The organism is Aeribacillus sp. FSL K6-8210 (genome assembly GCF_037963925.1).
In the GTDB taxonomy this organism is placed as follows: domain Bacteria; phylum Bacillota; class Bacilli; order Bacillales; family Aeribacillaceae; genus Aeribacillus; species Aeribacillus composti.
The window spans coordinates 1,754,295-1,769,743 of sequence record NZ_CP150172.1; the positions used below are offsets into that span (position 1 = coordinate 1,754,295).

12 protein-coding genes, 2 tRNA genes and 1 pseudogene are annotated in these 15,449 nt (G+C 39.3%); 11 read left to right on the plus strand and 4 right to left on the minus strand.

What is annotated here, in order from left to right:
- Positions 1–7: 7 nt before the first annotated feature.
- On the plus strand, positions 8–3,154 hold the full coding sequence (locus NSQ41_RS08495; protein WP_339211440.1) for an efflux RND transporter permease subunit: 3,147 nt from the start codon (positions 8–10) through the stop codon (positions 3,152–3,154).
- 168 nt (positions 3,155–3,322) lie between these two features.
- Here NSQ41_RS08495 and NSQ41_RS08500 read toward each other — a convergent pair.
- Positions 3,323–3,410: transfer RNA gene (locus tag NSQ41_RS08500), tRNA-Ser, on the minus strand.
- Position 3,411: 1 nt separating this feature from the next.
- Positions 3,412–3,488: transfer RNA gene (locus NSQ41_RS08505), tRNA-Pro, on the minus strand.
- Positions 3,489–3,635: 147 nt separating this feature from the next.
- Here NSQ41_RS08505 and NSQ41_RS08510 point away from each other — a divergent pair.
- From NSQ41_RS08510 to NSQ41_RS08520, 3 genes and pseudogenes are all read left to right on the plus strand, one after another.
- Positions 3,636–4,598 (plus strand): MBL fold metallo-hydrolase, encoded by a 963-nt coding sequence (locus NSQ41_RS08510; RefSeq protein WP_339211441.1) that lies wholly within the window; start codon positions 3,636–3,638, stop codon positions 4,596–4,598.
- 10 nt (positions 4,599–4,608) lie between these two features.
- Positions 4,609–5,434 (plus strand): annotated as a pseudogene (locus NSQ41_RS08515) (pirin family protein).
- A 254-nt stretch (positions 5,435–5,688) separates the two neighbouring features.
- On the plus strand, positions 5,689–7,068 hold the full coding sequence (locus tag NSQ41_RS08520) for a methyl-accepting chemotaxis protein (RefSeq protein ID WP_327848633.1): 1,380 nt from the start codon (positions 5,689–5,691) through the stop codon (positions 7,066–7,068).
- 122 nt (positions 7,069–7,190) lie between these two features.
- Here NSQ41_RS08520 and NSQ41_RS08525 read toward each other — a convergent pair whose 3' ends face one another.
- Both NSQ41_RS08525 and NSQ41_RS08530 read right to left on the minus strand, forming a co-directional pair.
- A complete protein-coding gene (locus NSQ41_RS08525; RefSeq protein ID WP_339211442.1) occupies positions 7,191–7,610 on the minus strand; it encodes a hypothetical protein in 420 nt (139 codons plus the stop codon).
- A gap of 58 nt (positions 7,611–7,668) precedes the next feature.
- A complete protein-coding gene (locus NSQ41_RS08530; protein ID WP_063389581.1) occupies positions 7,669–7,944 on the minus strand; it encodes a hypothetical protein in 276 nt (91 codons plus the stop codon).
- 137 nt (positions 7,945–8,081) lie between these two features.
- Between NSQ41_RS08530 and NSQ41_RS08535 the strand changes: the two genes are divergently transcribed.
- The 7 genes from NSQ41_RS08535 to NSQ41_RS08565 all read left to right on the plus strand — a co-directional run bounded on the left by NSQ41_RS08535 (position 8,082) and on the right by NSQ41_RS08565 (position 15,401).
- A complete protein-coding gene (locus NSQ41_RS08535) occupies positions 8,082–8,399 on the plus strand; it encodes a helix-turn-helix transcriptional regulator (RefSeq protein ID WP_063389580.1) in 318 nt (105 codons plus the stop codon).
- 651 nt (positions 8,400–9,050) lie between these two features.
- Entirely contained in the window at positions 9,051–10,511 is a 1,461-nt protein-coding gene (locus NSQ41_RS08540) for an aldehyde dehydrogenase family protein (RefSeq protein WP_130157244.1), read from the plus strand.
- Positions 10,512–10,911: 400 nt separating this feature from the next.
- Complete coding sequence (locus NSQ41_RS08545) at positions 10,912–11,187, plus strand: metal-sensing transcriptional repressor (RefSeq protein WP_063389602.1); 276 nt, start codon at positions 10,912–10,914, stop codon at positions 11,185–11,187.
- 12 nt (positions 11,188–11,199) lie between these two features.
- Positions 11,200–13,596 (plus strand): heavy metal translocating P-type ATPase, encoded by a 2,397-nt coding sequence (locus NSQ41_RS08550; protein ID WP_066246632.1) that lies wholly within the window; start codon positions 11,200–11,202, stop codon positions 13,594–13,596.
- 57 nt (positions 13,597–13,653) lie between these two features.
- Positions 13,654–13,857: a copper chaperone CopZ gene (copZ, locus tag NSQ41_RS08555; RefSeq protein ID WP_094245704.1), complete on the plus strand. Its 204-nt coding sequence runs from the start codon at positions 13,654–13,656 to the stop codon at positions 13,855–13,857.
- 695 nt (positions 13,858–14,552) lie between these two features.
- Positions 14,553–15,002: a DinB family protein gene (locus tag NSQ41_RS08560; RefSeq protein WP_063389576.1), complete on the plus strand. Its 450-nt coding sequence runs from the start codon at positions 14,553–14,555 to the stop codon at positions 15,000–15,002.
- 69 nt (positions 15,003–15,071) lie between these two features.
- A complete protein-coding gene (locus NSQ41_RS08565) occupies positions 15,072–15,401 on the plus strand; it encodes a PH domain-containing protein (protein WP_339211443.1) in 330 nt (109 codons plus the stop codon).
- Positions 15,402–15,449 lie beyond the last annotated feature (48 nt).

Consider the following 15,449-nt stretch of genomic DNA (forward strand, 5'->3'; position numbering starts at 1 on the left):
GGACTTGGTGGAGAACATTATTAAATTTTCGCTCCGTAATAAACTGGCTATTTGGATTTTAACTGTCATTGCAATTTTTGCGGGACTATTTTCTGGATTTAATATGAAGCTGGAGACGATCCCGGACATAAACACTCCCATCATAAGTGTTACGACTACATATCCAGGTGCAACCCCTGAAGAAGTACAAGAGAAAGTGACGGTTCCAATTGAAGAAGCAGTTCGCAATTTGAACGGGGTTGAAATCGTCAGCTCTAATTCGTTTGAAAATGCATCTTCTATTCAAATTGAATACAAATTTGAAAAAGATATGGAACGAGCAGAAGAGGAAGCTGAAAAGGCAATCGAACAAGTCGAACTTCCGGATGGAGCAGGAGAGCCTAAAATTGCAAGATTTAGCATGAACGCTTTCCCTGTTTATACAGTGAGCTTTTTTGATGAAGGAAAAACACTTCCTGAATTAACTGAACTGGTTGAAGACATCATTGTTCCTGAATTGAAAGGAATTGATGGAGTAGAAAGCATTGTAACTTCTGGACAGCAGGTAGAAGAGGGGCGGCTTGTTTTTCATCAAGACAAATTAAAAGAGCTCGGGCTAAATGAGGAAACAATAAAAAATTATATTCAAGGTGCGGATCTCCGTGCGCCATTAGGTCTTTATACATTTAAAGACACGGAAAAGTCTGTTGTCGTTGACGGAAATATTACGACAATTGACGATTTGAAAAAGCTTAAAATCCCAGTCACAGGATCAGCACAAGGGCAGCAAGCCGGAGAGGCGCAAATGAGCCAAGTGCCAAACGGTTTGTCTGGAGCAAATGGTGCAGCGCCAAATCAGGCGATCCAGCAGCAAAGCATTGAATTGCCAACAGTCGAATTAGGAGAAATTGCCGATATCGAAATCGTCGGAAAAGCTGAATCCGTATCAAGAACGAACGGAAAAGAAGCAATCGGACTGCAAATTGTAAAAGCTACTGATGCGAATACAGTTGAAGTTGTAAATGAAGTAAAAGAAAAATTGGATGAATTAAAAGACGAATATAAAGGCCTCGGAGTCGTTTCAACGCTGGACCAAGCAGAACCGATTGAAAAATCTGTTGAAACAATGCTGAATAAAGCGCTGTTCGGTTCGATTTTTGCAGTTATTGTCATTTTGCTGTTTTTGCGCAACATTCGTTCAACGTTGATTTCCGTGGTGTCAATTCCGCTTTCCATATTAATTGCATTAATCATTTTGCGTGAAATGGACATCACGTTGAACATGATGACGCTTGGAGCTATCACAATGGCGATCGGCCGCGTCATTGACGATTCGATTGTCGTCATTGAAAATATTTACAGACGGATGACATTAAAAGGGGAGCCGTTAAAAGGGAAAGAGCTGATTATTGCAGCGACAAAAGAAATGTTTATTCCTATTATGTCCTCAACCATTGTGACGATTGCGGTTTTCTTGCCGCTCGCATTTGTCGAAGGGATGGTCGGACAGCTATTTATGCCGTTTGCCCTTACGATTGTGTTCTCGCTTTTAGCGTCCCTTTTAGTGGCGATTACTATTGTGCCGGCACTTGCTCACGTTTTATTTAAAAAAGGAGTAAAACGGAAAGGCGAAAAAGAAAAGGAAGCTGGCTTTTTGGTTACTAACTATAAAAAAATATTAAATTGGTCTTTGAACCATAAATGGATAACATCATTGATTGCGATCCTGCTTCTTGTCTCCAGTCTGTTTTTAATTCCTGTCATCGGTGTAAGCTTTTTGCCGAATGAACAAGAAAAGCAAGTTATTTTAACGTATGATCCGGATCCAGGGCAAACGCTGGAAGAAGTAGAAGATATCGCATTGAAGGCAGAAGATTTCCTTGTCGACCGTGATCATGTAAAAACGATTCAATTGTCTGTCGGAAGCGAAAATCCGATGAATCCTGGAAATCGAAATCAGGCCATTTTCTTTATTATGTATGAAGATGACACACCGAATTTTGAAAAAGAAAAGGAGAAAATTGTTAAAGACTTAAATGAATTAACGAACGAAAAAGGCGATTGGGGCACCATTGACATGATGATGGCAAGCAATGAGTACACATTGTATGTGTTTGGCGATTCGATGGAAGATATTGAGCCTGTCGCCCAAAAAGTGCAAAAAATCTTGGAAGATGAAAAAAACTTGAAAAATGTCGAATCTGGTTTATCGAAAACTTATGATGAGTTCACGTTTGTTGTTGATCAAGAAAAGATGAGCAAGCTAGGCTTGACCGCTGGGCAAATTGCGATGGCATTAAGCCAACAGCATGAACGGCCGGTTTTAACAACAATCCAAAAAGAAGGTCAAGACATTGAAGTTTATATTGAAGGGGAAGAGCAAACATTTGATTCGATTGATGAGATGAAAAAGAAAACCATTCAGTCCCCTCTTGGCATGAATGTGAAAATTGGAGATGTAGCGAAAGTAAAAGAAGGCGAAACATCCAATACGATTACTAGACGCGACGGAAAATTTGCAGTATCAGTCAGCGGAGAGATTACTACTAATGACGTTAGCCAAGTAAATGCAAACATTCAAAAGAAAATAGATGGTTTAGAATTGCCGCCTGGTGTGAACATTGAAACAGGTGGAGTGTCCGAACAGATCAATGAGTCGTTTTCACAATTAGGATTGGCTATGCTCGCTGCCATCGCTGTTGTCTACTTTGTGCTGGTGGTTACGTTCAGTCAAGGACTTGCGCCTTTTGCCATTCTATTTTCACTTCCATTTACCGTCATCGGCGGATTTGTGGCGCTATGGCTTGGGGGAGAAACATTGAGCGTTTCAGCTCTGATCGGCGCGCTCATGTTAATCGGTATTGTTGTGACGAATGCGATTGTGTTAATTGACCGTGTCATTCATAAAGAGCGTGAAGGACTTTCTACAAGAGATGCGCTCATTGAAGCAGGAGCAACGCGCCTGCGGCCGATTTTAATGACTGCGCTGGCAACAGTTGGAGCATTGCTTCCTCTCGCATTAGGTTATGAAGGAGATGGAGGCATGATCTCGAGAGGACTTGGTTTAACCGTCATTGGTGGATTGACCAGCTCGACTTTACTGACTCTCATCATTGTTCCGATCGTCTATGAAGTATTAAGCAAATTTAGAAGAAAAGCTCCAATCGAGGAATGATAAGAAAAAACCTGAAAAGCACTGAATAGGCTTTTCAGGTTTTTTTGCATAACTTGCTGAAACAGTTTTATGAAAATAAGAATATCAATTGTTTTGAAAAATTTTCAAAAGGGTCAATTATTCAAATTCCGGCAATTAAAAAACGCGCTTTTTAGCGCGTTTTTTAAACGGAGAAGGTGAGATTCGAACTCACGCGGCGGTTGCCCGCCCTAACGCATTTCGAGTGCGTCCCCTTCAACCACTTGGGTACTTCTCCATGGTCGGGAAGACAGGATTTGAACCTGCGACCCCCACGTCCCGAACGTGGTGCTCTGCCAAGCTGAGCTACTTCCCGAAAAACGTCAGCATTGATATTATATATTAAAATAAAAAATTTGTCATCAAAAAATTTTAACCAATCAACAAAAAGTTTGGAAAAGGAAATTAATCTTTTTTTGTTGAATTATGTAGTAGGCAAATAAAAGAAAGGAGTCACATAACATTGAAGGTACAAAACATTGGCGATGACATCACATTAATTGATCTTTTTGACTTAGGATTAGAAAACAGAACAGGGGCTTACGTTCTTCATGAAAAAGAGCTGACCATCATCGAAACAAGCGCGAGCCCGTCTGTCCCATATTTATTAAAAGGTCTTGAAAGTTTAGGAATTGATCCGAAGGATGTTAAAAACATCATTGTTACGCACATTCATTTAGATCATTCGGGAGGTGTCGGGCTTTTCCTTGAACATTGCCCAAAAGCAAAAGTGTTCGTCCATCCCCGCGGGAAACGTCATTTGCAAGATCCATCCAGATTAATTGCCAGCGCCAAAATGGTGTATGGAGAGGAGCAATTTCAAAAATTGTTTGACCCGATTTTACCCGTGCCAGAAGACCAGCTAGTTGTAAAAGAAGATTTGGAAACGCTTCAAGTAGGCGATGATCGCGTGCTGACGTTTTATCACACACCAGGTCATGCGAATCACCATTTTTGTATACATGATTCCAAAAGCAACGGCATCTTTACCGGCGACACGATCGGGGTTTTTTATTCAATGCTCTTAGATTCAGACTTAGAGTTTTATTTGCCGTCTACTTCTCCTAACCAGTTTGATCCGGATAAAATGCTTGAATCATGCGAAAGAATCGAAGCATTAAACGTTTCAAAAATATTTTTCGGTCATTTTGGCATGAGCGAGCATCCAGAGGAAGTTTGTAAACAGCTAAAATATTGGCTGGCCATTTTTGTAGATCAAGGCAAAGCGGTTGTAAAAGAGCATGGAAGCTTGCCGTTTGAAGAAAAATCAAAGCTTCTATCTGATAGATTGTACAGCACGCTGCAAGATTACTTAAAGAAAAAACATATTTCCGAAGATCATCAAGTGCACGAGTATTTAAAAATCGATATGGGCATTTGTGCGCAAGGGATTATTGATTACTTGCAAAAAGAAGAAAATAGATAAGGAGGCTTGTATGGAAAGAGATATACGCAAAATTAAAAATGTTGCGTTACAAACGAATAATCCGACCCATACTAATGGATTTGTGTTAGAACCTGGTAATTGGGAGGAATATGATCCGTTTTTAATGCTTGCGGAGGATATTTTTCAGCAAGGGACGTTTGACCTTCATCCCCATCGGGGAATCGAAACTGTCACATATGTAATTGACGGGATTTTGGAGCATTTTGATAACAAAAATGGATATGGCAAGCTAAAGCCGGGTGATGTTCAATGGATGACTGCTGGAAGAGGAGTAATTCATCAAGAAGATCCTGCACCTGGATCTACCGTTCACAGTCTAGAGCTGTGGGTTAATTTGCCGAGTTCAAAAAAACTGACAGCTCCCCGCTATCAAAATTTGAAAAGTGCTGACATGCCAGTTAGAAAAGAAAAAGGAGCGTTAATTCGGATTTTTTCTGGTTCGTCAAAAGGTATTCAAGCGCCGACTAAAAAATTACGTTCCTGTCACGATGGTGGAAATGATTCTGGAACCTGGTGCGTCCGTACATCAAGATCTTCCGGGAAGCTATAATGGTTTTCTTTATATTTTGGAAGGAAAAGGCTTGTTTGGTGCGTCCAAAACAAAAGGGGTAAAAGGGCAAGTGCTGTTTTTAACAAAGGGTGCTGAGGGAGAGGAAAGCTACATAACTGTCACAGCGACAGACAAACTCCGGCTGCTTCTATATGCGGGAGAACCTCTCCATGAACCTGTCACAGCTTACGGTCCGTTTGTTATGAACACGAAAGAAGAAATACGGCAAGCAATCGTCGACTATCAAACAGGAAAGTTTGAATGAAAGAGAATAACAGTTTGATAAACTCTCCTCCTTTTTTGCACGGAAGGAGAGTATTTATTTTGTAAATAAAAATTATTTCTCGGGAAAGCGCAAAATTCAACAATGATAAAGAAAAAACGAGAAAAAAGGTAGCATCTGTCGAATGGTTGTATATTGAAATGTTTTGTGTCAGATTATGTGACATAAATCATGTTTCGTTCTCGTTCGGCTTGTTACAATAAAGAGTAAATTAGTGGAGACAGTAGGTGATAAATATGCTGTTTTTAAAAAAATGGAATCGAGCAGCGGATCATGAAGAAGATAGACAAAAAAAACAGATGGAGGATTCGTTTGCGGCACAGGTGGAAGTTGCTGCGGATCAATTAAAAGGCGTCATTGAGCAAATGAAATTAACCGCTGTTTCCCTTGATGAACGATCTTCCTCGAGTAAAAAAAGCACGTTTCAGCTATTAGAGCATATTGAGCAGACCGCGCAAGACACAAATAACGTTTCAGAAAAGATGCGTAAAATTGAAGAGGCAGCTGTGAAAATCACAGCATCTTCTCAAGAGATACATTCCTCAAGCATATTATTTTATGAACAGCTCGTAAAATCGAAAACGCAGCTGCAAAAAATACAAGAAGAAACGGAACAGCTGCGGCAAAATCATTTGAAAATTCTTGATCAAATGGATCGGCTCGTTTCTTTTTCCAAACAAATGGATCACATTCTTTCTTCGATTGGAGCGATTTCCCAAAAAACAAAAATACTTGCATTAAATGCAAATATCGAATCGGCAAGAGCCGGAATACATGGGAAAAGCTTCTCGGTCGTTGCAAATGAAATTGGAAATTTAGCAAACCAAACGCATGATGCGGTTGAAGAAACACATCAAATTCTTTCTTCGATTCAATCAGAAATTGAGTTTTCGACCAAAATGGTAAAATCGGAAAACGATCAGATGAAAAAGAATGTGGCTGAATTACTATCTTTAATTGATGTTATCCATTCTTTTCAAACATCGTTGGGCAAAATCACATCAATGGTATCGGATTCGAAAGACGCTGTCGAATTACAGTGTGATCATGTACAGGAAATTACTACGGTGCTCAAGCAAATTTCAGATATGGCTCATGAAAATAAAACATATGCACTGAGAGTTTCAGAAGATATGGATAAGCAGCACCAGCATATTGAAGAGATGATTGCCATCAGCGAGACATTGGATCAAACCTCTAAAGAGCTGCAAACGTTAGTCAAAAGGGATCAGCTTCAACAAATTACAGAAATAGATTTGGCAAAAATCAACGAAATGAAAGAAAAAGTGATGAATCTTTTAACACAATTTCCACTGTATGAACTAGATGCGGATGTTCATAAAAAAGCATTGGATCAATTTTTTGAGGAGAACGAGCATATCGAAGCTATTTGGTCGAATCGACTGGACGGTACATTCGTTTATTCCAACCCTCCTGCAGGCTTAATAAATGCAAAAGCCCGTCCTTGGTTTATCGAAGCTAGTAAAAATAAAATCTTTATATCAAGCATCTATACATCTGCTGTTACAAAAAAACCGTGCATCACCATTTCCTTCCCCATTCATAAGAACGGAGACATCGTCGGGGTTATCGGTGTCGATTTAATAGTAAAATAAGCAGATGGTTTCAATCCTTTTTGAAACGATATAATTTTCGCCCTTTTATTTAAAAATGCGGTTTCACAACCGCGTTTTTCTTTTCTCTCAAACAAGAAAATTAAAAAAAAGAGAATGAATACTCAAAAAATTTTCAGAAAGATTAGCCTGTTTTTCTGCTCGATCCATCCGCTTCTCTTTAACTCCGCAACACAATGCTTAAAGCATTTTTTTAATGATGGATAAGAACATGTCTTTTTCCTCGCTTCCATTACGAGCCGCAAAATTTCCCCTTCGTTAAAGCCGTTTCTCTTGTTTATATGGAGCAAATAAAAACAAGTCAATAAAATCCAGACACACACTTCAGACAAATTTCCTTTGGCAAATTCTTTAAAAACGAATTCCGGGACTTGAAAATACCTATTTTTTACATTTTTATGTAGATGCTGTTCAATAATTGATTCATGATGGTCTTTTTTATACTCATTATTAAATATGTAGAGAGGCAGTGAAAAATATTTACGATGTTCATAGAAAGAAGGATTTAATTCATTTGTCAACATCTTGACCCCCAAAAACCCTTTTGATCAGCATGAACGGGAAATATTTTCGTAGAATTGTTTATTTTTGGCCGGTGCCCGCTTTTGTTTCTTCCAGTTTGATAAGAAAGGAAATGACATCTGCAAGTGCTTGCCTATAAACTAGCAAATTTTGAGTATCCATCAAACAATAGATGGTTCCTTTTAAATCATCGCAATCGTTTTTGGCTATGCCCAGCTTTTTAAGCTTTTCTTCAAGCTCGTTGTATAGAGCTTTGAGCTCACGGTTTTGTCGATTTAACAAAGCTTGCTCAATTCGATTATAAGCGAATTCATTGAAAGCTTGCTCAAAGTTCATCTATGCTCACCCAACCCTTTGAAGATAAAAATGAATAAAAAATATTCATTTTTATAGTAATACAAAACGAATTGAAAGTAAAATAGGAAAACGTTAAACTATATTATAGATGAAGTAGCAAAGAAGGAATGTAACAGATGGAAATCAATAAAAAAATCGGAGAACAAATAAGAGAAGTGCGAAAAAAGTATAATATATCGATGGTTCAACTGGCCGAGGATTTGGAAATTTCTCAGCCAAGGCTTTCCAGAATCGAAAATGGTGAACAAGAAATTCCTATTAGCCTCATTCAAAAGTTTTGCCAAAGATTTAATATACCGATGGGAAGCTTTTTTAAAATGATCGATAACGAGGACATATCCCTTGTTGATGATCAAGTAGAACATATTCTTTCTACTTTAAATGATGAGCAAAAGAAAGCATTATATGTTTTTTTATCTTCTTTTCAAAAATAACCCTCCATCCCTTGATCCCTTCATGAATTCGTGACGAAAGGCAGACCGAAAATAAACGAACAAATGTTCCTTTTTATTTTACCATGTTTTGATAGTTTTTGGAAGCGGTGAGAATCCTCTTTATTTTATTTTTATGGAGAGTTGAATCACCGCTTTTTAGATCCAGGCAAGTAACTGCCGTATCATATGCACAGTAAAAATGGAAAATGCTGATGCATCGGCTTAAAATATTTTGCTAGAATTTAAGAAGCCAAAAAGTATGTTTGAACAAAACTATATACAGTTGATCTACTTTTCAAATGTACAATCAAATGGAACTTCTGAACCATTTCAATAAAAATGACTCGAAAATCATTTAAACATTGTCGTAATAAAGCGAGAAATATTTGGGATTTGAGTGGAATGGAAGTCGGCAGCGAAACATATTTATCTATAAAACGGAGCATAACTGCTATGTTGATGCAGCTTCCTAGAAAATCTTACAGTTCTCAATGAAAGGTTTTTTAGAAGCTCGCCAATTTCATGGCGGGCCAAGCAAATTGATACAATGACAGCAGGACGAAAAATATGAAATGATGCTTAATGATTGACAGCCGCGCCATAAACTAATAAAATTGGATTGAAAATTCGGAATTTTTAGGAGGGGACCAAATGGAGAAATTTGAGAACTACAATAAAAGCTATATTAACGGACAATGGGTTGAAGGAAAAAGCGAAAGCATATTTGAAGATGTTAATCCTTACGATAATTCCCTCATCACAAAAGTGCGTTTAGCAACGAGAGAACAAGTGCAAGAAGCATTTGAAATCGCTCAACAGGCACAAAAAGAATGGGCGAAATCGTCTGTTGAAGAAAGAAAGGAAGTTATTCGAAAAGCAGCAGAATATTTAAAGTCTCATCAGGATGAAATTGTAAGCGTTATCACTCGCGAGACAGGCGGAACTGTTTTAAAGGCGAATGTAGAATTGCACTTGACGCTGGAGGTTCTCGAAGAAGCCTTGAACTATGCAGGAGCCATACATGAAGTCAGGGAAGTCCCAAGTGCAATTGAAGGGAAAGTGAACAAAATTTACCGTCTTCCGCTCGGAGTGATTTCATCGATATCACCGTTCAATTTCCCGATGAATTTATCGATGAGAACGATCGCTCCTGCGATTGCATTAGGAAACAGCGTTGTCCATAAACCGGATATACAGGTAGGTCTTGTTGGAGGCTCGATCATTGCGAAAGCATTTGAATATGCCGGACTTCCAAAAGGAGTCTTCAACATGATTTTAACCGATATTCCTGAAATCGGTGATGAAATGCTGACAAATCCGATTCCGCGCTTAATTAGTTTTACCGGCTCCACCGCCGTTGGCAGATATATCGGTGAAATTGCTGGCCGCAATTTGAAACGGGTTGCGCTGGAGCTTGGAGGCAACAGTCCGTTTGTCGTGCTGTCGGATGCCGACGTAGACCAGGCAGTGAACGCCGCTGTTTTCGGCAAGTTTATCCACCAAGGACAAATTTGTATGATCGTCAATCGCTTTATCGTTCATAAAGATCATTACGATGAATTTGTGGAAAAATTTGTTTCCAGAGCAAAATCTCTTCCTTATGGGAACCCTTCCGATCCCAATACGGTCATTGGACCATTAATCAATGAAACGCAGCTGAAAAAAGCTTTAAGCTACATTGAAGAAGCTAAGAAGGAAGGCGCAACACTTGTCTTAGAAGGGAAAAGAGAAGGAAACGTCCTCACTCCATTTGTCTTTACGAATGTCAAAAATTCAAGCAAGCTCGCGCAAACAGAAGTATTTGCGCCCATCGCGACAATCATTAAGGCTGAATCTGATGAAGAAGCGATTGAAATGGCCAATGACACCGAATATGGTTTAAGTTCTTCTATTTTCACCAGCGACTTGAATAGAGGGGAACAGCTTGCGTTGTCCATTGATTCAGGCATGACCCATATCAATGACCAAACAGTCAATGATGCTCCAAATATTCCATTCGGCGGAAACAAAGGAAGCGGTTTAGGACGTTTCGGAAATCCATGGGTTGTCGACGAATTTACCGTGACAAAATGGGTTTCAGTTCAAGAAAAAGAGCGTCAATTTCCGTTTTAATGATGACAACTCCCTATACATTGTGTAGGGAGTGATTTATTGTAAGAGGAATTTTGGACGAGGAAATTCCTTTTGGGGGAATAAGCGATAGTTCTAGAGAAAAATATAAAAATACATCCTCTTTATAAACGAAAACAATTTCATGAAGGCACCTCTCATGCTATCTGATTTTTTATTAAAACGAATCTTACCAATTTTTGAATTTTATTGTCCACTCTTAAGTATGCGGTCAGATTTTACAGAAAATTGTGTTTCACGACTTGATAGAGTTGAATCTTTGTAAAAAAACTAGGAAGCTGAATCATTTGCTTTTTATACCTATAACGGGTATAATGTATACAAACGAAAGAGGGGAGGGGTGTCAGTGACAGAAAATGAAAAACATAATCACGAGAAAATAATGGTTCCTAGAACTTCTGATGAAATAGACAAGCTTTTAAAGAGGCTGAAACGGATTGAAGGGCAGGTTCGCGGGGTACAAAAAATGATTGAGGACAATCGTTATTGCATTGATATTTTAGTCCAAATTTCAGCCATTCAAGCTGCGCTGCAAAAAGTAGGTTTCAACCTGTTGGAGCGGCATGCCAGCCATTGTGTTGCGAAAGCGATCAAAGAAGGAAGCGGTGATGAGTCGATTCGTGAGCTGATGGATGTGATCAAACAGTTTTCTAAATAAGAGGTGGAACAAATGAGCGAACAGAAGCTTGTCACATTAAACATTACCGGCATGACATGTGCTGCATGTTCCGCGCGCATTGAGAAAGTGCTGAATAAAATGGACGGAGTAGAGGCAACTGTCAATTTAGCGATGGAAAAAGCAACTATTCATTATAACCCTTCGAAACAAAATCTTTTAGACATCCAGCGGAAAATTGAACAGTTAGGTTACGGCGTCGAATCGGAAAAAGTAACATTGGATATTGAAGGCATGACGTGTGCCGCATGCAGCGCACGTATTGAAAAAGGGCTGAAAAGAACGGAAGGCGTTGTAAATGCGACTGTCAATTTAGCGACAAACAGCGCTGTTGTGGAATATAGGGAAGGCGTTGTTTCGGTTGAAGATCTTTTAGAGAAAATAAAAAAGCTTGGTTATAAAGGACAAGTTCGGGACGAGACTACCCATCAATCGGATCGAAAAAAAGAACAATTGCATCATAAAAGAAGAAAGCTTATTGTTTCTATTTTATTATCACTTCCTTTATTGTATACAATGATCGCCCATTTACCGTTTGAAACGGGGCTTGCGGTGCCGGATCTGTTTATGAATCCGTGGTTTCAGCTGTTGCTGGCAACACCTGTTCAATTTTATATCGGCGGCTCATTTTACACAGGAGCTTACCGGGCTTTAAGAAACAAAAGCGCAAACATGGACGTGCTCGTGGCGCTCGGCACATCAGCAGCCTACTTTTACAGTTTGTACGAAGCGATCAAAACAATCGGCCGTCCCGATCATATGCCGCATCTATATTTTGAAACGAGTGCAATCTTGATCACCCTTGTGCTCGTTGGAAAATATTTTGAAGCGATTGCAAAAGGTAGAACGACAGAAGCTATTTCCAAGCTGTTAAGCCTGCAAGCGAAGGACGCGCTTGTCATCCGTGACGGGAAGGAAGAATGGATCCCGCTGGAGCAAGTAAAAGTAGGGGATGAGATAATCGTAAAGCCCGGAGAAAAAATTCCAGTCGATGGAACGGTCATTTCTGGAATGTCTTCTGTCGATGAATCGATGATCACAGGTGAATCTATCCCGGTTGAGAAAAAAGTAGGGGATGCAGTAATTGGCTCCACAATCAATACAAACGGCCTTTTAACAATACGGGCAGAAAAGGTTGGGAAGGATACCGCTCTTGCCAACATCATTAAAATTGTTGAAGAAGCGCAAGGATCGAAAGCGCCAATACAGCGAATGGCCGATGTCATATCCGGTATATTCGTTCCTATTGTTGTAGGCGTTGCGATCGTGATGTTTGCTGTTTGGTATTTGTTCATAACGCCATATGATATGGCAAGAGCGTTAGAAGTAGCGATTTCTATTCTTGTCATCGCCTGTCCTTGTGCACTCGGATTGGCGACGCCGACATCGATCATGGTCGGATCAGGAAAAGGGGCAGAAAACGGGATTTTATTTAAAGGGGGAGAGCATCTAGAAGAAACACATAAAATCAATGCGGTTCTCCTTGACAAAACGGGAACGGTAACAAAAGGAAAACCGGAAGTGACCGATTGTATTGAATTAAAAACAGGCATGCTTTATTATGCCGCTTCTGCTGAGAGCGCTTCTGAACATCCGCTTGCCCAAGCAATTGTAGAATTCGGTAAAGCACGTTCCATCAACATACAAAACCCGGGGCATTTTAAAGCCGTGACTGGACATGGCATCGAAGCCAAAGTAGATGGAAAACATATACTTGTTGGCACAAGAAAGCTGATGAAAGAACGGTCGATTGCAACTTCAGCCCATGAAGAGAAAATGGTGAAGCTTGAATCAGAAGGAAAAACAGCTATGCTAGTTGCAATTGATGGGGAGCTTTCTGGCATCATTGCTGTCGCTGATACTATTAAAGAAAGCTCAAAAAAAGCCATTCAAACATTGAAGGAAATGGGAATCAACATATTTATGGCAACGGGAGACAATAAAAGAACAGCGGAAACAGTAGCGAAGGAAGCGGGGATCGGGCGAGTATATGCTGAAGTGCTTCCGGAGGAAAAAGCGAAAATCGTGGAGGATCTACAAAAGCAAGGATATCGTGTAGCGATGGTTGGAGACGGAATGAATGACGCACCCGCTCTAGCAGTTGCCGACATCGGCATGGCGATCGGAACCGGGACAGATGTTGCCATCGAAACGGCTGACGTTACCTTGGTCGGAGGTGATTTAACACACATTCCAAAAGCGATTTCCTTGAGCCAAAAAACGATGAAAAACATTCGGCAAAACTTATTTTGGGCTCTTTTCTACAATTCAATCGGCATACCAGTTGCCGCCCTTGGCCTCTTGGAGCCTTGGATCGCCGGAGCAGCAATGGCACTCAGTTCAGTTTCCGTTGTCACAAACGCGCTGCGTTTAAAACGAATAAAACTGTAAAGTATTTGCAACGATTTAATCTGAGTATCTTAAAATCATACTAAGGAGGAAATGAAAATGAATCTTACATTTCAAGTAGAAGGGATGTCTTGCAATCACTGCAAAATGGCTGTTACAAACGCTCTAAAAGAGCTGGACGGAGTCGAAAAGGTCGAAGTATCACTTGAAAAAGGGACTGTTGAGGTAGAATATGACGACAAAAAAGTAACAATTGAAAAAATGAAAAACGCCATTGAAGATCAAGGCTACGATGTCAAGTAACCATCCTCTCCTAAAAGGGGATGGTTTTCCTTTTGCTAGTTCTATATGAAGAGCTTCAATGCCTCAAAAGGTTGAAAAGAAGAGTCAGGCTATTACAACCTCTTTCCTTCTATAGATATAAATATTAACTATTTGTCGTTTGATGTCACCCCTTTCCTTCTTCTATTATTAAATACTAACTGATAGCAAGTAAACTATTGATTGCTTGATCTGTCCAGCAAGCATATGATCTATCCGACTTTTAAAGTTTGCGAAATGATTGAACGAATCAATGAGAAAATCGGCTGTCAAGCAGGTAAATTGAATATGTAATTTTGCATAATATTTTACAGAAGTTGGATTAATAATAGAGAGCTTAATTATGCTCGCAGACTGAAAAAATGTTTAAATTTTTAAGCGAACTCATGTTATAATTGTTTCAACACTTGTCATTTTGCGAGGCAGAATGCAAAACTCTGAACAATCTTTGGAGTTTCTTTCCCAAAAAGTTTTAAAAGGTTGGATATCTCCCAATTTGATAAAACAGTCAAAAACAGGAATTCATAATCAGCTTGCTAACAATAAATTATTAGAATATTCAGAAAATATACCGTGTATTTGACGAACTTTTATACGATAAAACCTAATCATTGTCAGTTAACTCAAAGGAACAGCATTTGCTGCATACATAGTAAAGTAAAGAAGGAGGATTTTTATTGGAAACGATTCAAAAGATGTTTGAGCACTTGCATTGGGCGAACGAGCGTATATTAGACACTTTGCAAAAGATTGAAGGGGAAAATAATGGGGCGCTGCGCTTGTTTTCGCATATTCTTTTAACTGAAAAACTATGGTTTACAAGATTACAAGGATTGGACAGCTCACACATTGCGATTTGGGAGGATGTACATATAGATGCCTGTGCAGAACTTGCAAAACAAAATGAACAGAGCATTACATCGTTTTTGAAAAATTTGACGAATCGTGATTTAGACAACATTGTCACTTACAAAAACAGTAAAGGAATCGAGTTTCAAAATACATTAAGGGAAATTTTAACTCATGTCGCTTTGCACGGACATTACCATCGAGGACAGATCAACTTGAGACTGCGATCTGAACGGCATGAACCAGTGAACGTTGATTTTATCACATTTGTAAGATAAGCTCCAAGACAGTTTGCCAAAATTATGTTTATTGTTCATAAATGAAGCAAATTGGGGAGGAAAATAGGTATGGCAAATGTAGGTTCTATTATGACTTGGACGTTTTATGAAGAGACAGATGTTCCAAAAGAAGTGGAGGAAATTTTAATTGAAGGGGAAACTGCGGAAGCTGCGTATAAAACGGTTCGAGATGTTGCGGTCGTGACGAACAAAAGAATAATCATTGCCGATCGTCAAGGAATTACAGGTAAAAAAGTGGAAATCTACACCATTCCATTTAAATCGATTGTCATGTATTCTTCTGAAAATGGAGGAAAGATTGATCTTAATGCAGAACTCGAACTATGGACTAGGGCAGGGAAATTCAAATTATTATTAAATAAAAACATCCATGAGTAATTTTACTCCCCACCCATGCATGAAAATCCATCATTCCTTCCCATAATG

Coding starts and splice junctions, on each gene's coding strand:
- NSQ41_RS08520 (WP_327848633.1), top strand. CDS start 5,689: ATGCTGTTTTTAAAAAAATGGAATCGAGCAGCGGATCATGAAGAAGAT.
- NSQ41_RS08525 (WP_339211442.1), bottom strand. CDS start 7,610: ATGTTGACAAATGAATTAAATCCTTCTTTCTATGAACATCGTAAATAT.
- NSQ41_RS08530 (WP_063389581.1), bottom strand. CDS start 7,944: ATGAACTTTGAGCAAGCTTTCAATGAATTCGCTTATAATCGAATTGAG.
- NSQ41_RS08535 (WP_063389580.1), top strand. CDS start 8,082: ATGGAAATCAATAAAAAAATCGGAGAACAAATAAGAGAAGTGCGAAAA.
- NSQ41_RS08540 (WP_130157244.1), top strand. CDS start 9,051: ATGGAGAAATTTGAGAACTACAATAAAAGCTATATTAACGGACAATGG.
- NSQ41_RS08545 (WP_063389602.1), top strand. CDS start 10,912: ATGGTTCCTAGAACTTCTGATGAAATAGACAAGCTTTTAAAGAGGCTG.
- NSQ41_RS08550 (WP_066246632.1), top strand. CDS start 11,200: ATGAGCGAACAGAAGCTTGTCACATTAAACATTACCGGCATGACATGT.
- copZ (WP_094245704.1), top strand. CDS start 13,654: ATGAATCTTACATTTCAAGTAGAAGGGATGTCTTGCAATCACTGCAAA.
- NSQ41_RS08565 (WP_339211443.1), top strand. CDS start 15,072: ATGGCAAATGTAGGTTCTATTATGACTTGGACGTTTTATGAAGAGACA.